This is a genomic window from Vibrio sp. S457-15 (genome assembly GCF_000960545.1).
Taxonomy (GTDB): domain Bacteria; phylum Pseudomonadota; class Gammaproteobacteria; order Enterobacterales; family Vibrionaceae; genus Vibrio; species Vibrio parahaemolyticus.
This window is the reverse complement of record NZ_JYOQ01000135.1, coordinates 16164-35819: the sequence shown is the minus strand read 5'-3', so window position 1 is coordinate 35819 and position 19656 is coordinate 16164. Positions and strand designations below refer to the sequence as shown.

18 protein-coding genes are annotated in these 19656 nt (G+C 46.8%); 6 read left to right on the top strand and 12 right to left on the bottom strand.

The genetic code is table 11. The features are described from left to right. Nucleotide 1 precedes the first annotated feature (1 nt). The 11 genes from rsmG to UF05_RS15040 all read right to left on the bottom strand — a co-directional run bounded on the left by rsmG (nucleotide 2) and on the right by UF05_RS15040 (nucleotide 9886). Nucleotides 2-637, bottom strand: a complete 636-nt coding sequence (rsmG, locus tag UF05_RS15085; protein WP_005458456.1) for a 16S rRNA (guanine(527)-N(7))-methyltransferase RsmG — start codon at nucleotides 635-637, stop codon at nucleotides 2-4. Further along, nucleotides 637-2532, bottom strand: coding sequence for a tRNA uridine-5-carboxymethylaminomethyl(34) synthesis enzyme MnmG (gene mnmG, locus UF05_RS15080; RefSeq protein WP_025534071.1), 1896 nt, complete (start codon nucleotides 2530-2532; stop codon nucleotides 637-639). The genes rsmG and mnmG overlap by 1 nt, the downstream gene beginning before the upstream one ends. Nucleotides 2533-3005: 473 nt before the next feature. Beyond that, nucleotides 3006-3440, bottom strand: coding sequence for an FMN-binding protein MioC (mioC, locus tag UF05_RS15075; protein ID WP_020839871.1), 435 nt, complete (start codon nucleotides 3438-3440; stop codon nucleotides 3006-3008). Nucleotides 3441-3544: 104 nt separating this feature from the next. Continuing rightward, nucleotides 3545-4906 carry a tRNA uridine-5-carboxymethylaminomethyl(34) synthesis GTPase MnmE gene (mnmE, locus tag UF05_RS15070; RefSeq protein WP_005458483.1) on the bottom strand — a complete coding sequence of 454 codons (1362 nt, stop codon included), beginning with the start codon at nucleotides 4904-4906 and terminating at the stop codon, nucleotides 3545-3547. 117 nt (nucleotides 4907-5023) lie between these two features. Then, nucleotides 5024-6646, bottom strand: a complete 1623-nt coding sequence (gene yidC, locus UF05_RS15065) for a membrane protein insertase YidC (protein ID WP_045545967.1) — start codon at nucleotides 6644-6646, stop codon at nucleotides 5024-5026. 2 nt (nucleotides 6647-6648) lie between these two features. Further along, entirely contained in the window at nucleotides 6649-6906 is a 258-nt protein-coding gene (gene yidD / locus UF05_RS24805) for a membrane protein insertion efficiency factor YidD (RefSeq protein ID WP_005378822.1), read from the bottom strand. Continuing rightward, a complete protein-coding gene (rnpA, locus tag UF05_RS15060) occupies nucleotides 6873-7196 on the bottom strand; it encodes a ribonuclease P protein component (protein WP_015296021.1) in 324 nt (107 codons plus the stop codon). The genes yidD and rnpA overlap by 34 nt, the downstream gene beginning before the upstream one ends. 46 nt (nucleotides 7197-7242) lie before the next feature. After that, the gene (rpmH, locus tag UF05_RS15055; protein ID WP_005378825.1) at nucleotides 7243-7377 is read right to left on the bottom strand and encodes a 50S ribosomal protein L34; all 135 of its coding nucleotides are present in this window, start codon (nucleotides 7375-7377) and stop codon (nucleotides 7243-7245) included. A 241-nt stretch (nucleotides 7378-7618) separates the two neighbouring features. Further along, entirely contained in the window at nucleotides 7619-8356 is a 738-nt protein-coding gene (locus UF05_RS15050) for an amino acid ABC transporter ATP-binding protein (protein ID WP_005481188.1), read from the bottom strand. After that, a complete protein-coding gene (locus tag UF05_RS15045) occupies nucleotides 8353-9024 on the bottom strand; it encodes an amino acid ABC transporter permease (RefSeq protein ID WP_005497519.1) in 672 nt (223 codons plus the stop codon). Before UF05_RS15045 ends, UF05_RS15050 begins: the two co-directional genes overlap by 4 nt. Nucleotides 9025-9139: 115 nt before the next feature. Further along, nucleotides 9140-9886 carry an amino acid ABC transporter substrate-binding protein gene (locus UF05_RS15040; protein ID WP_045545966.1) on the bottom strand — a complete coding sequence of 249 codons (747 nt, stop codon included), beginning with the start codon at nucleotides 9884-9886 and terminating at the stop codon, nucleotides 9140-9142. Between the two features lie 428 nt (nucleotides 9887-10314). On the opposite strand from UF05_RS15040, the gene dnaA reads away from it, so the two are divergent. From dnaA to UF05_RS15010, 6 genes are all read left to right on the top strand, one after another. Continuing rightward, nucleotides 10315-11721 (top strand): chromosomal replication initiator protein DnaA, encoded by a 1407-nt coding sequence (gene dnaA / locus UF05_RS15035; RefSeq protein WP_005488867.1) that lies wholly within the window; start codon nucleotides 10315-10317, stop codon nucleotides 11719-11721. A 63-nt stretch (nucleotides 11722-11784) separates the two neighbouring features. Continuing rightward, nucleotides 11785-12885, top strand: coding sequence for a DNA polymerase III subunit beta (gene dnaN / locus UF05_RS15030; protein WP_045545965.1), 1101 nt, complete (start codon nucleotides 11785-11787; stop codon nucleotides 12883-12885). A 9-nt stretch (nucleotides 12886-12894) separates the two neighbouring features. Next, on the top strand, nucleotides 12895-13974 hold the full coding sequence (gene recF / locus UF05_RS15025; RefSeq protein ID WP_005458661.1) for a DNA replication/repair protein RecF: 1080 nt from the start codon (nucleotides 12895-12897) through the stop codon (nucleotides 13972-13974). A gap of 13 nt (nucleotides 13975-13987) precedes the next feature. Continuing rightward, on the top strand, nucleotides 13988-16405 hold the full coding sequence (gyrB, locus tag UF05_RS15020) for a DNA topoisomerase (ATP-hydrolyzing) subunit B (RefSeq protein ID WP_031855131.1): 2418 nt from the start codon (nucleotides 13988-13990) through the stop codon (nucleotides 16403-16405). A gap of 348 nt (nucleotides 16406-16753) precedes the next feature. Beyond that, nucleotides 16754-17170 carry a GreA/GreB family elongation factor gene (locus UF05_RS15015; protein ID WP_024703786.1) on the top strand — a complete coding sequence of 139 codons (417 nt, stop codon included), beginning with the start codon at nucleotides 16754-16756 and terminating at the stop codon, nucleotides 17168-17170. Between the two features lie 537 nt (nucleotides 17171-17707). Further along, nucleotides 17708-18145 (top strand): Hsp20 family protein, encoded by a 438-nt coding sequence (locus UF05_RS15010; protein ID WP_005458680.1) that lies wholly within the window; start codon nucleotides 17708-17710, stop codon nucleotides 18143-18145. Between the two features lie 84 nt (nucleotides 18146-18229). On the opposite strand, the gene UF05_RS15005 is transcribed toward UF05_RS15010, so the two are convergent. Then, nucleotides 18230-19483 carry a valine--pyruvate transaminase gene (locus UF05_RS15005; protein ID WP_005458682.1) on the bottom strand — a complete coding sequence of 418 codons (1254 nt, stop codon included), beginning with the start codon at nucleotides 19481-19483 and terminating at the stop codon, nucleotides 18230-18232. Between the last annotated feature and the right edge of the window lie 173 nt (nucleotides 19484-19656).

Below are 19656 nucleotides of genomic sequence, written 5' to 3'. Positions count from 1 at the left end.
GCTAATTTTCCTTGCGCGATAAGATTACTAGATGACGATCGCCTTCCAACTCAGGAACAGCTAAAGATATGATCTCGGTCACACTACACCATTCAGGAAGCAGATCCATTTCATCTTTAGGGTGCTGTCCTTTCAACGCAAGAAAGACGCCGTCTTGTTCTTTCGGCAAATGGTGGCACCATTCCACCATGTCCGTCATTGAAGCAAAAGCTCGACTCAAAACGCCATCAAATTTTTCTTCCGGTTGGAATTCTTCGACGCGACTTTGAATTGGTGTCACGTTTTTCAAACCTAACGTGTGGACAACTTGCTTGATAAAACGGATGCGCTTACCGAGGCTATCGAGCAGAAAGAACGTTTTCTCCGGATGCATGATCGCCAAAGGAATACCTGGCAATCCTGGGCCAGTGCCCACATCGATAAAACGTTCACCTTGCAGATGCGTGCCGACCACGATGCTATCAAGGATATGTTTCACTAACATCTCTAAAGGATCGCGAACCGAAGTTAGGTTGTACGCTTTGTTCCACTTATCGAGCAGCTCAACGTAACCGACTAACTGCTCTCGTTGTTTTTCTGAAACGTCTAAATCGGTCTGTGCAATCAGTGAATCAAGCTTGGTTCGTAGTGCACTCATTACTCTTCCTCGCCTTTTTTCAGCAAGCCGTGCTTCTTCAGATGCACAAGAAGAATTGAAATCGCTGCAGGCGTAATGCCGGAAATACGCGAAGCAATGCCAATACTTTCCGGTTTGGCTTCGCTCAGTTTCGCAACCACTTCGTTCGACAAACCTTTTACGTCTTTGTAATCCAAATCCGCAGGCAGTTTTGTGTGTTCGTGGCGAAGTGATTTTTCGATCTCTTCTTGCTGACGCTTGATGTAACCGTCGTATTTCACCTGAATTTCTACTTGTTCTGCCGCTTGTTGATCTTCAAGAGCAGGAGCAAAGGCATCAAGTTGAGTCAATTGTGAGTATGAGATCTCTGGACGACGTAGAAGATCCTCACCACTTGCTTCACGCGCCATTGGCGTTTTCAGCAGTTTGTTCAGTTCATCAATGCCCGCCGAGTTTGGGTTTACCCAAGTAGACTTCAGACGCTGACGCTCGGTTTCCATGTTCTCGATTTTTTCGTTGAAACGCGCCCAACGAACATCATCAATCAAGCCAAGTTCACGAGCTTTTTCTGTCAAACGAAGGTCGGCGTTGTCTTCTCGAAGCAATAGGCGGTATTCCGCGCGAGAAGTGAACATGCGGTACGGTTCTTTGGTACCCATGGTCGACAAATCATCAATCAGAACGCCCATGTATGCTTGGTCACGGCGTGGGCTCCAGCCTTCTTTGCCTTGGCTGTACAAGCTTGCGTTCAAGCCCGCCATTAAGCCTTGTGCCGCAGCTTCTTCGTAGCCTGTTGTACCGTTGATTTGGCCAGCAAAGAATAGACCACTGATGAATTTAGTCTCGTAAGTTTGCTTTAAATCACGTGGATCGAAGAAATCGTACTCAATCGCGTAACCAGGACGAACAATGTGTGCGTTCTCGAAGCCTTTCATTGAACGAACGATTTGAACTTGAACATCAAACGGCAAGCTGGTGGAAATACCATTCGGGTATAACTCGTGCGTGGTAAGACCTTCAGGTTCAATGAAAATTTGGTGGCTGTTCTTATCCGCAAAGCGCATCACTTTGTCTTCGATAGACGGACAGTAACGTGGGCCAATTCCTTCGATCACACCTGCGTACATTGGGCTACGATCTAGGTTATTGCGGATCACTTCATGAGTTTGTTCATTGGTATGCGTAATGAAACAAGGAATTTGACGCGGATGGTGTTCGCGCTTACCCATGAATGAGAAAACTGGTGTTGGGTTGTCACCGTGTTGCGCTTCTAGCACTGAGAAATCAACCGTGCGAGCATCAATACGTGGTGGTGTCCCCGTTTTTAGACGATCCACTCGGAATGGCAACTCACGTAAGCGATCCGCCAATGCGATCGATGGTGGATCCCCAGCGCGACCGCCTGAAGAACTTTCCATACCAATGTGGATCTTACCACCAAGGAAGGTACCTACGGTCAGCACAACCGCTTTGGCATGGAATTTAAGACCCATTTGAGTCACAACGCCAACAACGCGATCTTGTTCAACAATCAGATCATCAACTGATTGCTGGAACAGAGTTAGGTTTGGCGCGTTTTCTAATGTGTTGCGTACGTACGCTTTGTACAGAGCGCGATCGGCTTGAGCTCGAGTAGCTCGTACTGCAGGACCTTTCGAAGCATTTAGTGTACGAAATTGAATACCTGCATGGTCGATAGCTTCTGCCATCAAACCGCCCATAGCATCCACTTCTTTTACTAAGTGACCTTTACCGATACCACCAATCGCCGGATTACAAGACATCTGGCCTAATGTATCGATGTTATGGGTAAGGAGAAGAGTTTTTTGTCCTGTGCGTGCAGATGCGAGCGCGGCTTCCGTTCCTGCGTGTCCGCCACCGACAACAATGACGTCAAAGTTTTCGTGATAAAGCATGAACTGACCTCAGGTATTCAAAGGATTTAATGGACAGATAAAGGAGCAGTATTTTACCTGCTTTATGCCAGAGAGAAAATCGTTTTCTCGTTTTTACGTTTTAGGCTTCAAGATAAATATATATAAGATCTATATATATGATCTTTTATTGGATCTATTATTAGGATCGACTACTTCTGTGGATAAGTGAAAAATGATCAACAAGATCATGGATCTTCTTTGGATCATATCTTGTGATCATGGTTGGATCTGATCGAGGATTACCTGGGATCAAAAATGGGGTTTATACACAGGGGCTAAAATGGATCAAAGTTGTTATTTGGATAACTAAAGGAAAACCACTGGATCTTACCTGACTTATCCACAGACGGTTTGGGTGTTTTTTGTTCAGTTGAAAAGATTTTTTCTACGGAAGGTTATTCACAGAGGGAAATCAGAGCCGCATCGCGACTCTGTAGGAGATGAGTATGGGGTTAAAAGCGCTCGATATTCTCTTTTAACCATGCTTCTGCAGCATCTTCTGGGACGTCATGAGCCAGTACATCAATCAACAAGCAATCTGCAATCGGCGTTGCGCCAATATCTTCTAACAAGTCGTAAGCGTGCTTACCGGCAGCGCAGAACGTATCGTAGCTCGAATCACCAATCGCAATGACTGCAAACTTTACGTCGGCCATCTTAGGTGGTGTATTTTGCAATGCTGCGATGAAAGGTTGAATATTGTCTGGATATTCCCCCGCACCGTGGGTGGAGGTGATCACAAGCCAAGTCCCTTGGTTATCGATCTCGTCTAATGATGGTTGGTTGTGAATCGTGGTTTCAAATCCTTGTTCAACGAGCAGATCGCTCAGGTGATCACCGACGTATTCCGCACCACCAAGAGTGCTACCTGTAATAATGTGGATCATACTTCTTCCTTTTGAATGCAATGGACACGATGTGAGTCGCGAATGGATGTGTCCATATAAAAAGAAACGCGGCACTAAAACAAGGTTTTGTGCCGCGTATTGGATTATTTACCGATACAGAATGAAGAGAAGATGCGCCCGAGTAGGTCGTCAGAACTGAACTCCCCGGTTATCTCATTCAGATGCTGCTGAGTGATGCGTAGCTCTTCGGCAAGGATTTCACCTGCCATATAGCCTTCAAGCTGCTCTTGGCCGATTTGCAGATGCTGGGCTGCACGTTCTAGTGCGTCCAAGTGACGACGGCGCGCCATAAAGCCACCCTCAGTATTACCTGAGAAACCCATGCACTCTTTTAGGTGGTTACGCAGCGCATCGACACCCGCCCCGGTTTTTGCTGAAAGGCGAATCAGAGTAGGATCGTTCACATGACAGATCCCCATATCTTCACCTGTTTGATCCGCTTTGTTGCGGATCACCGTCATGCCAATGCTTTCTGGCAGGCGATCGACAAAATCGGGCCAAATTTCTTTTGGATCGGTGGCGTCGGTCGTCGTGCCATCCACCATAAACAATACGCGGTCGGCTTGCGCGATTTCATCCCAAGCGCGTTCGATACCGATTTTTTCGACTTCATCAGAAGCGTCACGCAAGCCAGCAGTATCGATGATGTGCAAAGGCATACCGTCGATATGGATGTGCTCACGCAGCACGTCACGCGTGGTACCTGCGATGTCTGTTACGATTGCGGACTCTTTGCCCGACAGCGCGTTCAGTAGGCTTGATTTACCCGCATTTGGACGACCTGCAATCACGACTTTCATGCCTTCGCGCATGATCGCGCCTTGGTTCGCTTCTTTGCGTACCGCATCGAGGTTATCGATGATAGCTTGCAGATCTCCTGCAACTTTACCATCGGCAAGAAAATCGATTTCTTCTTCAGGGAAGTCGATGGCCGCTTCCACATAGATGCGAAGATGAATCAGTGATTCCACCAGCGTTTGAATGCGCTGCGAGAACTGGCCTTGTAGCGATTGTAGCGCCGATTTTGCTGCTTCTTCAGAGCTAGCATCAATCAGGTCGGCAATCGCTTCTGCCTGAGTCAAGTCCATCTTGTCGTTCAAGAACGCACGTTCCGAGAACTCACCTGGACGGGCAGCTCGTACGCCAGCTATACCCAGAATACGTTTAATCAGCATATCCATGACCACAGGGCCACCATGACCTTGCAGTTCTAATACGTCTTCGCCCGTGAACGAGTGCGGGTTAGGGAAGTACAGTGCAATGCCTTGGTCGAGCACCGTGCCATCTTCGGCTTGAAACGGTAGGTATTCAGCGTAACGCGGTTTTAGAGTTTTCCCTGTGACTTCCAATGCCACTTGGTTGGCCTTAGGGCCTGAAACACGAATAATGCCGACACCACCACGACCGGGTGCAGTAGCTTGAGCGACAATCGTATCTGTAGTCATAATCTTGCCTTTTGAGCTGGGCTCGGTGGAGCCATCACTATTAATTAGCTGAATTGTAATCAGCCAAAAACAAAAAGGCGACCTTTTGGCCGCCTTTCTTATTCTTTTGTTAAAAGGTTACTTAGTGTGTAAGCCTTTTTTCTCCAGCGCTTTGTAAATCAAGGTTTGCTGGATCAGAGTAACGATGTTCGACACCAACCAGTACAGAACTAGGCCTGATGGGAAGAACAAGAAGAAGAAGGTAAACATAACCGGCATGAAGGTCATGATCTTCTGCTGCATTGGATCCGTTACGGTTGTTGGGCTCATCTTCTGGATTAGGAACATTGAAGCACCCATCAGTAGTGGCAGGATGTAGTAAGGGTCCTGCGCTGAAAGGTCATGAATCCAACCGAAGAATGGAGAGTGACGAAGCTCAACCGATTCCATTAGCGCCCAGTATAGTGCGATGAAGATAGGCATCTGTAGAACAAGAGGAAGACAGCCACCCAGTGGGTTTACTTTCTCTTTCTTGTACAGTTCCATCATCTCTTGGCTCATGCGTTGACGGTCGTCGCCAATACGCTCACGCATAGCTTGCAGCTTAGGCTGTAGCATGCGCATTTTCGCCATAGACGTGTATTGCGCTTTTGTTAGTGGGTACATTGCACCACGAACGATGAAGGTCAAACAGATGATTGCTACACCCCAGTTACCGACGAAGCTTTGGATGAAAGCAAGCAGTGAGTGAAGTGGTTTAGCGATGAACCATAGCCAGCCGTAGTCCACTACTAGGTCTAGGTTTGGTGCCACTGCTGCCATTTCTTGTTGTAGCTTAGGACCAACCCAAAGTGTTGCTTCAAACTTCGCTTGGTCACCCGTCGCGATCGTTTTGTTCGGCATACGTACGCCGATATCGCCTAGGTTGCCAATTACGCGAGTGTAAAGGTTAGTTCCTGGTTCGTTACGAGGGATCCAAGCAGCTGCGAAGTAGTGTTGGATCATTGCTGCCCAACCTTGGCCATCTGCTAGGTTGATAGACAGGTTACGATCCTGCATATCTTCAAAGCTGTATTTTTTGTAACGAGTATCTTCAGTTGAGTAAGCACCGCCACGGTAGGTTGGCATTGTGATGCTACCACCAGCGTCCATTAGGTTTTGACGTAGGTGTGCGTACATACCGAAGGTTGCGTTGTTACCAGAGTTGTTCGCTACATCGTATTCAACGTTCAGCGCGTAGCTGCCGCGTTTTAATACGTAAGTTTTTGTGTATTCGATGCCGTTTGCAGTAAATGTCATCGGAACGCGTAGTTCGTCTTGACCGTCAGCTAGAGTGAAGCTGTCTGCGCTCACATTGTAGTGAGGACGGTTAGAGCTGCTTAGATCGATACCTTGAGGACCAACAAGACCGCTTTGTGCGATGAATTGATGACCTTGTGTGTCTTTTAGCAGAACGAATGGGTCTGATGAATCAAGTTCAGCAGAGTATTGGTTTAGGTCGGCATGTACCACATCGCCACCAACGGTGTCGATCGACAGAGTTAAAACATCAGTCGTTACTGTGATAGTTTTTGCAGAAGCTTGCTGTTGACTAGGAACTGGGTCCAGCTCATCAGCAAAAGATGGTGCAGGTAGAGTGCTGCTTGATTGAGCCTGTTCAACCGCTTGAGGTGCTGGATTCTTTGCGACTTGCCATTGTTGAAATAGCAAGAAAGAAACCAGTGCCAGAGCGATGAGCAGGATATTACGTTGAGAATCCATCGTTAGTTATCTCTGTCTTGTTTTTGGACTGGTGGAACGGGGTCATACCCCCCTTCATTCAAAGGGTGGCATTTTAATAGACGTTTGCCTGATAACCAACATCCTTTTACAAAACCGTGAGCTCTCAAAGCTTCTAGCGCGTAAGTGGAACAAGTTGGTGTGAACCGGCAACGAGGACCAATCAGAGGGCTGATAAACCAGCGATAAAGATAAACGAGCCCAATGGCTATCCACGTGAAGGGCGAGACAGGCGTTGCCATAGCTTATCAAACAACTTAAAAATTTCCTCATTGCTTAAATCTTGCGCGCTTTTCTTCGCGATCACAACAAAATCTTTGTTTGGAAGTTGATGTTGAGAGTTACGAAAGCTTTCACGAGCCAAACGCTTAAAGCGGTTACGACCGACAGCAGTTTTGATTTGCTTTTTCGGAACAGCTAAACCTAATCGTGGATGAGAAAGTTTGTTATTGCGAGCAATGATGGTGAAATGAGGCGAGCCAGCTCGGTGAGCTTGCTGGAAGACGTTTTGATAATGCTCGGGAGTTAACAAGCGTAACTCCCGATTAAACGCGTACGTGTTCAAAATAAACTAGCGATTATTTTGATAGGCGCGCACGGCCTTTTGCACGACGTGCGTTGATAACTTTACGACCGTTCTTAGTTGCCATGCGAGCACGGAAGCCGTGAGTACGCTTGCGCTTTAGAACTGTAGGTTGAAAAGTGCGTTTCATGATAATTACCTTTACTGATCAGTAGTTTTAGGTTCTTGTTAAACCCGGCGTGGGCATCTGTTTTCTTTATAAAGAAGCTCTTTATATAGAGAAGAACAACCGACGCCTCTCAACAAAGAGGCGGAATTGTAATCACACTCACATAATGTGTCAATGACTCAATGAGTACGAAATTCCGGCCGGGCGATTATACGTAGTGTGAGTAAAATCTCAAGGATCAATCGATCCTGTTGCTTGATCGTTACTCTATTCCTACTTGGTTAAGGAATTTTTTCAAACGAGGATCTTGTGGATTATCGAAAATATCCTGTGGAGAACCTTGTTCGACGATGTTGCCTTCCGCCATAAAGATCACCCGATCGGCGACTTCTTTAGCAAATTGCATCTCGTGTGTTACCACCAGCATGGTTTGATGCTGATTGGCTAACTTCTTCATTAATGAGAGAACTTCACCGACCCATTCCGGATCCAGCGCGGAAGTTGGCTCATCAAAAAGTAACAGTTCTGGCTGTAACGCCATAGCGCGGCCGATGCCGACACGCTGCTGCTGGCCACCAGATAGAGCTGCCGGGTAGCTGTCACCTTTCTCGCCAAGGCCAATATCATCCAGAATCTGCTGTGCACGAGTCAGAGCTTCCTGTTTCTTCCAGCCACGCACGGTAATCAAACCTTCGGCAATATTCTGGCGAGCCGTCATGTGCGCAAAAAGGGCATAGTTTTGGAAAACAAACCCAGTACGGCGACGCAGCGCCAAGACTTCGGCTTTCGTGTGCTTTTGTGTATCGACAGAGATGTCGTCGATAGTGATACGACCTTCGTCGGCTTGCTCAAGGAAGTTAACGGTGCGCAACAGGGTCGATTTACCCGTACCGCTAGAGCCGATAATCACGATGATCTCACCCTGTTTGATATCGAGATCAATGCCTTTCAGGACTTCAGTATCGCCAAAGCGCTTGTGGATATTTTCTAATTTGATCATCGTACGTACGCCTTATTCAGTTTCGCTTCAGCCCAAATTTGTACTCGAGTCAGAATCACCACCACGCCCCAGTAAATCAGAGCGACGGCAAGGAAAGCTTCGAAGAAGCGGAAACTAGAAGAGGCTTCCATTTGCGCTTTAGCCATGATTTCTGCCACGCCAAGCGTAAAGGCGAGGGAAGTCGACTTAATCATATCAATGAAGTAGTTCATCAATGAGGGCAGTGCTACTCGTGTTGCTTGTGGCAGAATCACGCGACGCATCGCTTGTGGCGTTGTCATGCCGACCGATAGGCTCGCTTCCATTTGGCTACGATCAATACCGATGATTGCAGCACGAATACTCTCGGCCATATAAGCGGCAAAGTGCAATGTTAAACCAATCACTGCGGCAGAAAATGCATCGATACCCACCATCACAGGGAAGATTTGTGGCAAGCCGTAATAAAGCAGGAAAAGTTGTACTAACAGTGGGGTACCACGGAAGAAGCTGATGTACAGTTGACTCAATTGGTCGAGAACTGGCAGCTTAAATACGCGAATGTTCGCCAAAATGACGGCTAAAATCAGTGAAAAGACCAAGCCCCATGTGGCCATTTCCATGGTTGTGCCAAGATATTTGAGCAATATCGGCAGCAGTTCCAACATGTAATTAAAATCAAATCCCATACGGCTTACCTAAAGGCTAGAGAAAAGAAAAGGTGGAAAACAATGTTCCACCTTCACATGAGTTTATTTTAGGTCGAGAGTTGCGATTGTTCGCATTCTCGAAAGCAAAGTAGCATTACTTCGTGATGTCAGCACCAAACCACTTCACTGAAATCTTTTCTACTGTACCATCTGCACGCATCTCTGCTAGTGCTTTATTCACTTCCGCTTGTAGCTTCTGACCTTTTTCATTGTTGACGAAAGGCCATGCGTTTTGAATGGTTTCAAACGGTTCACCAGCCAGTTCTAGTGGCAGACCGGTTTTCTTGATCAGCTCTAGCGCGGACAAACGGTCCATCACGAAAGCGTCTGCACGGCCAAGCGCAACATCATGCTCGATACCAGTGTCGTAAGTTTTGATGTTGATTTTGCCATCTTTGTCGTATTGGCGTAGTAACTGCTCAAAGTTAGAACCTAGGTTAACCGCAACGGTTTTGCCTGCTAGATCGTCTACACCTTTGATGCTGTCGTTGCCTTTACGTACCGTGATTTGCGCGCCGTCGATCACATAAGGGTCTGCAAACAGGTATTTCGCTTTGCGCTCATCTGTCATGGTGACTTGGTTTGAGATTGTATCGATGCGGCCAGTTTCTAAAAGACCAAACAAACCTGAGAAGTTCGACGTCACGTATTCGATCTTGTAGTCGTTACGCTTACCGATCTCATCCCACATATCCACCTCAAAGCCTTGTAGCTTGTCTTGCTTCACGAAAGTGAATGGGAAGTAACGGCCAGACATGCCCACCTTGACTTCAGTTGCGGCTTGAACAGTCGCGGCAGATAGTGCGATGGCTGCAACGGCAACCTTAACCCAGTTTTTCATAATACATCTCCATATTTTTATAGTTGGAAATACTACTGTTAGTTAGCTCAATTAAATAAATAACCAAGAGCAATAACCTAGACCAGAGAGTAATAAGTTCTCATTTGGTTTAGATAATAGACAATTTGGCAAGGAGGCGATGGAAAAACGATCGAATCAAAGCGAAAGGATCTAAAAAAGAGGCGCTGGAAAGAAAATAATACACAGAGTTATCACCAATCTGTCGATCTCGCTAAATTTGCCCAAATGTGGATCAATGTGTGGGCAAATTTGGGGCAAGGTGTGTTGATCTCACCAAGTTTGGCGAAATAATTGTGAATAACTTAGATCTTATTCACTTGATCGTCGATCAATTGCTGGCGATCTTGGTTATCAACAGGTAAAATTGCCAGTCTTTTCCGATAATTCAATTACTCAGTGGGGGCACCGTGTCATCTTCGCTTTGGCTGCAATGTTTGCAGCAGCTTCAAGAAGAGCTACCAGCTACAGAATTCAGTATGTGGGTTCGTCCGTTACAAGCGGAGCTCAATGACAATACTCTCACTCTATTCGCGCCAAACCGCTTTGTGTTGGATTGGGTGCGTGATAAGTATCTGAACAGCATTACTCGTTTACTGCAGGAATACTGTGGTAACGACATCCCGAATTTACGCTTTGAAGTGGGCAGTCGCCCAGTTTCTGCGCCTAAGCCAGCACCGACACGTACGCCGGCGGATGTGGCTGCGGAATCTTCAGCGCCTGCGCAGTTGCAAGCACGTAAACCTGTGCACAAAACATGGGATGACGACCCTCAAGCGATTGCAGCGATCAATCACCGCTCAAACATGAACCCAAAACATAAGTTCGACAACTTCGTAGAAGGTAAATCGAACCAACTGGGTTTGGCTGCGGCGCGTCAGGTATCGGATAACCCAGGAGCTGCCTACAACCCACTGTTCCTTTACGGTGGTACTGGTCTAGGTAAAACTCACTTGCTTCACGCTGTGGGTAACGCGATTGTGGATAACAACCCTAACGCGAAAGTGGTGTACATGCACTCTGAGCGTTTCGTGCAAGACATGGTAAAAGCACTGCAAAACAATGCTATTGAAGAATTCAAGCGCTACTACCGCAGTGTGGATGCACTCCTTATCGATGACATCCAATTCTTTGCCAACAAAGAGCGCTCACAAGAAGAATTCTTCCATACCTTCAACGCATTGTTGGAAGGTAACCAACAGATCATCCTAACTTCTGACCGTTATCCAAAAGAGATCAGCGGGGTAGAGGATCGTCTGAAATCGCGCTTTGGTTGGGGTCTAACGGTTGCGATCGAGCCGCCTGAGCTAGAGACGCGTGTGGCGATCTTGATGAAGAAAGCTGAAGACCATCAAATTCATTTGGCTGACGAAGTTGCGTTCTTTATTGCAAAACGTCTGCGTTCCAACGTTCGTGAATTGGAAGGCGCGTTGAACCGAGTAATTGCCAACGCGAACTTTACTGGCCGCCCAATCACCATCGACTTCGTTCGCGAAGCGCTGCGCGATCTGCTGGCGCTGCAAGAGAAGTTGGTGACAATTGACAACATTCAAAAGACGGTTGCTGAGTACTACAAAATCAAAGTGGCGGATCTGCTGTCTAAACGTCGTTCTCGCTCCGTTGCACGTCCTCGTCAATTGGCGATGGCACTGGCTAAAGAGCTAACTAACCACAGCTTGCCAGAAATCGGTGATGCGTTTGGTGGCCGAGACCATACGACCGTTTTGCATGCATGTCGCAAGATTGAGCAGCTGCGTGAAGAGAGCCACGATATTAAGGAAGATTACTCGAACTTGATTCGCACCCTGTCTTCTTAATCGGTTAGAATAACGGTATTCTAAGCAAATCAATTTTTGAGCTGACAGCGTAAAGAGCCAAGCATGAAATTTACTATTGAACGTAGTCATTTAATCAAACCGCTACAACAGGTTTCGGGCGCTTTGGGTGGCCGACCAACCCTGCCTATTTTGGGCAACCTACTGATTAAAGTAGAAGAGAACGTGCTATCAATGACCGCGACTGACCTAGAAGTGGAATTGGTGAGCAAAGTGACTCTAGAAGGGGATTTCGAAGCGGGTAGCATTACCGTTCCTTCGCGTAAGTTTCTCGATATTTGCCGTGGCTTGCCAGACGATGCGATCATCACTTTCGTGTTAGAAGGCGATCGCGTGCAAGTTCGTTCTGGTCGCAGCCGTTTCTCACTGGCAACGCTACCAGCGAATGACTTCCCGAACATTGAAGATTGGCAAAGTGAAGTTGAAGTATCACTGAGCCAAGCGGACCTGCGTACGCTTATCGACAAAACTCAGTTCTCGATGGCAAACCAAGACGTACGTTACTACCTCAACGGTATGTTGTTTGAAATCGATGGCACGACACTGCGTAGTGTGGCGACCGACGGTCACCGTATGGCAGTATCGCAAACTCAACTAGGTGCTGACTTCGCCCAAAAGCAAATCATCGTGCCACGCAAAGGTGTGCAGGAATTGGTTAAGCTGATGGATGCGCCAGAGCAACCTGTCGTTTTGCAAATTGGCAGCTCAAACGTGCGTGCAGAAGTGAACAACTTTATCTTCACGTCTAAACTGGTTGATGGCCGTTTCCCTGACTATCGCCGCGTATTACCGCAACATACCAACAAAACACTGATCGCAAGTTGTGATGAATTGCGCCAAGCGTTCTCGCGTGCTGCGATTCTTTCTAACGAAAAGTTCCGTGGTGTGCGTGTTAACTTAGTGGGCAGCGAAATGCGCATTACGGCAAACAACCCAGAGCAGGAAGAAGCCGAAGAGATGCTGGATGTGACCTTTGAAGGTGACCCAATCGAAATCGGCTTCAACGTTAGCTACGTGTTGGATGTGCTGAACACGCTACGTTGCGAGAAGGTACAAGTGTCGATGTCGGATGCCAATGCCAGTGCATTGATTGAAAATGCCGACGATGACAGTGCCATGTACGTGGTGATGCCAATTCGTCTATAAGCCAACTGAATGCCTCTTTCTCGTCTCATCATTCAGCAGTTTCGCAACATTAAAGCCTGTGATATTCAGTTATCAGCAGGCTTTAACTTTCTTATTGGACCGAACGGTAGCGGCAAAACCAGTGTCCTAGAAGCGATTTATTTACTCGGGCATGGTCGCTCATTCAAAAGCTCTCTCACTGGTCGTGTGATTCAAAATGAGTGTGATGAACTGTTTGTTCATGGTCGTTTTTTGAACTCGGATCAATTTGAGCTACCTATCGGCATTAATAAGCAGCGCGATGGCTCGACAGAGGTTAAAATAGGCGGTCAATCTGGGCAAAAATTGGCGCAATTGGCGCAAGTGTTACCGCTGCAGTTGATACATCCAGAAGGGTTTGATTTACTGACGGATGGTCCAAAACACCGCCGTGCATTCATCGATTGGGGCGTGTTTCATACCGAGCCTGCATTTTATGATGCATGGGGTCGTTTTAAGCGTCTCAACAAACAGAGAAACGCGTTGTTGAAGACCGCGAGTAGCTATCGTGAGCTCAGTTATTGGGATCAAGAGATGGCGCGTTTGGCGGAAAACATCAGCCAGTGGCGTTCACTGTACATTGAACAGATGAAAACCGTCGCAGAAACGATCTGTCAGACATTTTTGCCAGAATTTGAGATCCAATTGAAGTATTATCGTGGTTGGGATAAAGACACCCCATACCAAGAAATACTAGAAAAGAATTTCGAGCGTGATCAGTCTTTGGGGTACACCTTTAGTGGCCCGAATAAAGCGGATTTGCGCATTAAAGTGAATGGAACACCCGTCGAGGATGTTCTGTCTCGCGGTCAGTTAAAGCTCATGGTGTGTGCGTTGCGTGTGGCGCAAGGGCAACATCTTACAGCGATGACCGGTAAACAATGCATTTACCTAATTGACGACTTTGCGTCGGAATTAGATAGCCAACGTCGCAAGCGTCTTGCAGATTGCTTGAAAGAGACAGGCGCACAAGTATTTGTAAGCTCTATCACTGAAAACCAAATCGCCGACATGCTCGACGATAATGGCAAATTGTTTCATGTGGAACATGGCAGGATAGAGTCAAACTAGAAGAGAGAAACTCATGTCTGAAAATTACGATTCATCGAGTATTAAGGTACTGAAGGGTCTGGATGCGGTACGTAAGCGTCCAGGTATGTACATCGGGGACACGGACGACGGCACCGGCCTTCACCACATGGTTTTCGAGGTGGTGGATAACTCAATTGATGAAGCGTTGGCAGGTCACTGTAAAGACATCGTTGTGACAATTCATGAGGACAACTCGGTTTCCGTTAGCGATGATGGTCGTGGCATTCCAACAGAAATGCACCCAGAAGAAAAAGTATCAGCAGCAGAAGTTATCATGACGGTACTTCACGCTGGTGGTAAGTTCGATGATAACTCGTACAAAGTATCGGGTGGTCTGCACGGTGTGGGTGTGTCGGTAGTAAACGCACTGTCAGAAAAAGTGGTACTAACCATCCATCGTGGCGGTCATATCCACACGCAAACTTACCGTCATGGTGAGCCTGAAGCGCCTCTAGCGGTTGTGGGTGATACGGATAAAACCGGTACACAAATTCGTTTCTGGCCAAGTGCAGAAACTTTCTCTAACACTGAATTCCATTACGATATCCTAGCAAAACGTCTGCGTGAACTATCGTTCTTGAACTCAGGCGTTTCTATCAAGCTTATTGATGAGCGCGAAGCGGACAAGCAAGACCACTTCATGTATGAAGGTGGTATTCAAGCGTTCGTTCAGCACTTAAACACCAACAAAACTCCAATCATCGAGAAAATCTTCCACTTCGACTTAGAACGTGAAGACGGCATTTCGGTAGAAGTGGCAATGCAGTGGAACGATGGTTTCCAAGAGAACATCTTCTGTTTCACCAACAACATTCCACAGCGCGATGGTGGTACTCACCTTGCTGGTTTCCGTGCGGCACTAACACGTACGCTAAACAGCTTTATGGATAAAGAAGGCTTCTCGAAGAAAGCGAAAACGGCAACGTCAGGTGACGATGCGCGTGAAGGTTTGACAGCCGTTGTTTCAGTAAAAGTGCCTGATCCAAAATTCTCGAGCCAAACTAAAGATAAACTGGTTTCTTCTGAAGTGAAATCAGCGGTTGAATCGGCGATGGGTGAGAAGCTATCTGAGTTCTTGGTCGAAAACCCAAGCGAAGCGAAGATGGTTTGCTCGAAAATCATCGATGCAGCACGTGCACGTGAAGCTGCACGTAAAGCGCGTGAAATGACTCGTCGTAAAGGCGCGCTAGACCTAGCAGGCCTACCAGGCAAACTTGCAGATTGTCAGGAAAAAGATCCGGCACTCTCTGAACTATACATTGTGGAGGGTGACTCTGCGGGTGGTTCAGCTAAGCAGGGTCGTAACCGTAAGAATCAGGCAATCTTACCGCTGAAAGGTAAGATCCTAAACGTAGAAAAAGCACGTTTCGACAAGATGTTGTCTTCGCAAGAAGTTGCAACGCTTATTACAGCACTTGGCTGTGGTATCGGTCGTGACGAGTACAACCCGGACAAACTGCGTTACCACAACATCATCATCATGACCGATGCTGACGTCGATGGTTCGCACATCCGTACGCTACTGTTGACTTTCTTCTACCGTCAAATGCCAGAGCTTATCGAGCGTGGTTACGTGTACATCGCTCAGCCACCACTATACAAAGTGAAGAAGGGCAAACAAGAGCAGTACATCAAAGATGAAGAAGCGATGAACCAATACCAAGTATCATTGGCATTGGACAACGCATCACTGCACGTAAACGCAGAAGCTCCAGCTCTAGCTGGTGAAGCGCTAGAAAAACTGGTTCAACAATACAATGCAGGTATCAAGCTTGCTGATCGTATGAGCCGTCGTTACCCTCGCGCCTTAGTGCATGAGCTTATCTACACATCTCGTCTAACGGCTGAGCAGTGTCATGATGCAGCAGCAGTAGAAGCTTGGACAAAACAACTTGTTGAGCAACTAAACGCGAAAGAAGTGGGTGCAAGCCAATACAGCTACGAAGTGGAGCTGCACGCAGAGCTTGGTTTGAGCCTGCCGAAGATCATCGTTCGTACACACGGTGTGACTCACGAGCACTCGCTAAGTGTTGATTTCCTAAACTCAAAAGAATACGGCAAACTGGCGGACCTTTCTGAAGTCCTAGACGGTCTTCTAGAAGAGGGCGCGTACATCAAACGTGGTGAACGTACTCTGCCAGTATCAAGCTTTGCTGAAGCACTTGAGTGGTTGGTTAAAGAATCGATGCGTGGCCTAAGCCGTCAGCGCTACAAAGGTCTAGGTGAGATGAACCCAGATCAGCTTTGGGAAACCACAATGGACCCAGAGACGCGTCGCATGATGCAAGTAACGATTGAAGATGCGGTAGGCGCAGACCAATTGTTTACAACGCTAATGGGTGACCAAGTTGAACCTCGTCGTCACTTCATCGAAGAGAACGCACTGAAGGTTGCAAACCTAGACGTGTAGCGACAAGCGTTTTTGGATAGAAAAAAGCAGCGAGTCATCGCTGCTTTTTTGTTTCTTGGTGGTATGAAAATCACCACTTTATGCCAAGACTTTGGCTTTTCTGCTACTAACTGCCAGAGGCTTGAGTAGCGGCACCATTTTGTTTCCCTTTTCTGTTTTTCTTGCCATTTTGTTCGCTTGAGTGCTTTTGCTTTCTTTTTCCTGCTCGCTATAGTGCTGTAGAGCTTTCCAATCATACGAGGTTAGAAAACATGGTGACGATTTTCCTGAACTAAGCCGGAGGTGACGCACTTCCGGTTCAATGCACTGCAATTATCTGTAAGACAAGGCATTAAGAAGGAAAATATCATGTTTGAACGCTGGTTCACTGCGTACTGCTTAGCGCTGCGAACTTGGTGGTTAACCAGTCGCTTTTTAACCTATCAATCACCACTAAGATTACTGTCGCTGTTTGAAGTCTACGAACAGCAAATCCAGTGTCGCAACTTAGCCCGAATTGCGATTGGCGACACCGTTCGCTTAGTGGATCTTGACCGCTCCTATCAATATCGCATGACGTTAGTTGATTCACGTAAGAGCCAACCTCTTGCGGGGATGCTAGCTGTTGATTCGTACTTAGGTTCCCGATTGTTGGGGCGCTCTCAGGATGAGGTCTTAGAACTCGAGATATTCAACCAGCGCCGCTGCTTTGTGATTACCGAAATCATTCATCAATCACAGCCACCAACACCGCATCTGGTGTGTAGCTGTATGCTATGTCAGTAAAATAGAGGTGAAGTCATGAGTAAAAAAGACAAGAAGCAACCCCAGTTAAGCTTGAAAGAAAAACGTAAGTTGAAGCAAGAGAAAGCGGCCGAGCAAGGGATGGTGAAAGCGCGTAAACCATCTCGCAAATAAAAATTGCGGCTTATAAGCCCGCCGTAAGAGGTGGGCTTTGTATTGTTGTCGCGTAGGAAAAGCGAGCTTAATTTGAGGTCTTTAATAGGCGCGTTGAAATTTTTTTCATTTTGTCCCTTGAAAGCGATTTTTGATGACCTTATATCTAGTTGTGAAGAGGATGACTGGCTTGCTAGAGACTAGAAGACCAGCCCTCTGGAATCGCTAAAACGAGATCGCTCAAAAGAGGATATGGTGTTTTAGCACACAACTTAAACCTTTAGATTCAATATCATGTCTCCGAGCCAAACCAAGGCCAGTGGAATGATAAGAATCTCTTAGTTCGGCGTCGGTTTTTGCATAAACACGCCAGTAGGATGAATTTCATCCGAACTAAGACTATTGCTTAATTAAGAGGATAGATTTATGCGTAACGTAGATTTCTCACCACTATACCGTAATGCAATTGGCTTTGATCGTCTGCTAAACCTGATGGAAGCGAATACAGCGAAAAATACTTCTGGCGGTTACCCTCCGTACAACATCGAGCAAAAAGATGAGCACAACTACCGTATTACTATGGCAGTTGCTGGTTTCTCTGAAGACCAACTCGATCTAACTCAAAATGAAAACATGTTGATCGTGAAGGGCGAGCGTAAAGCAGAAGAAGGCAAAAACTACGTGTACCAAGGCATTGCAGAGCGCGATTTTGAACGTAAGTTCCAATTAGCGGACTATGTAAAAGTGACTGGCGCTTCAATGGAAAACGGCCTATTACACATTGACTTGGTGCGTGAAATTCCAGAAGCAATGCAACCACGTAAAATTGCTATCGGTGGCAACAACCTGCTAGAAAGCAACTAATCAGCAAGTTATTTGCCCTATAGAGTGAGAAAGAGCGCCAGTTGGCGCTCTTTTTAATTTGTGTCTTTGATGCGGGAGTTTGCTTTACTGACCTTGTTGGTAAGCCTTTTCGACTTCTTCCGCGATAATCGCGATACCTTTCTGCATCATCTCATCGTCTTGAACGTAGTTCATGCGTAAGCACTGATGAGCATGGTCCCACTCGTCTTTCTGACCAATAAAGAAGTACTCACCCGGAACAATCAATACGCCACGCGCTTTCAAGCGTTGGTACAACTCCATTGTCGTAATTGGCAGCTCATCAAACCATAACCACAAGAAGATCGCCCCTTCAGGTTTGTGGATACGGAATCTCTCATCGGTAATCGCCTGTTGTAGCAGTTCTACCGCGCGTTGTGATTTCTGCTTGTAGAACGGCTTAATCACCTCTGAACTCAGTTTGAGTAGATCGCCTTTAGCGATGATGTGGTTTGCCAATGCTGGGCCAACACTGCCTGGCGCTAAGCTGATGATGCCATTCATATTGGTGAGTGCTTGGGTGATTTCTTCACTCGCAATCACAATCCCACATCGCACACCCGGTAAGCCAAGTTTAGATAAGCTCATGCACAGGATGGTGTTTTCATTCCAGAACGGTTCGACATCTTCAAAAATGATGTTCGGGAACGGCAAGCCGTACGCATTGTCGATAATCAGTGGGATGTTGTTCTCGCGCGCCAATTTGTCCAGTTTACGCACTTCTTCGTCAGTCAGTACGTTACCTGTTGGGTTGGTTGGGCGAGATGCACAAATTGCTGCGACGGAGTCATCGACGGTGAGCTTTTCAAAATCAACGTGATATTTGAATAGGCCGTTGTCGAGTAGCTCGATTTCTGGATGGTACGAAACAAAAATGTCTTCATCGATACCTGCATCACCGTAGCCAATGTATTCCGGTGCGATAGGCAACAGGACTTTTTTGTGCGAACCATCTGGCTGCTGACCAGCAAACAAATTAAATAGGTAGAAGAACCCGCTTTGGCTGCCATTCGTCAGGCTAATATTCTTCTCACTAATGTCCCAGCCGTATGTTTCACGAAACAGCTGAGCGAGCGCTTTGACGAACACGTCTTTACCCTGAGGGCCATCATAATTAGTGAGCGCGGCGACGAGTTCGCCACTGGCGAGCATTTCTTCACTGGCTTGGTGAAAGTAATCGAGCATGGCAGGAATGGCGGCCGGGTTACCCCCACCGAGCATGATGGCACCTGGCGTGCGTAGGCCATCATTCAAATCGTCCATTAACTGCGTAATACCTGAATACTGATTAAATTTTTCACCAAACTTTGAGAACTGCATGCTTACATATACCTAATTCATTGTGATTGCTTTATGTGTCTTGATTGCTGACGAAACATCAGCTTATAGAGTAATACTTGACCTTACCCTAATGTTATTACGACGCAAAGTGTGAATTTACTCGAAGAAGAAAAAAGTTTGTCATCAGACCAGATGGAGAGGATGTGGAATTA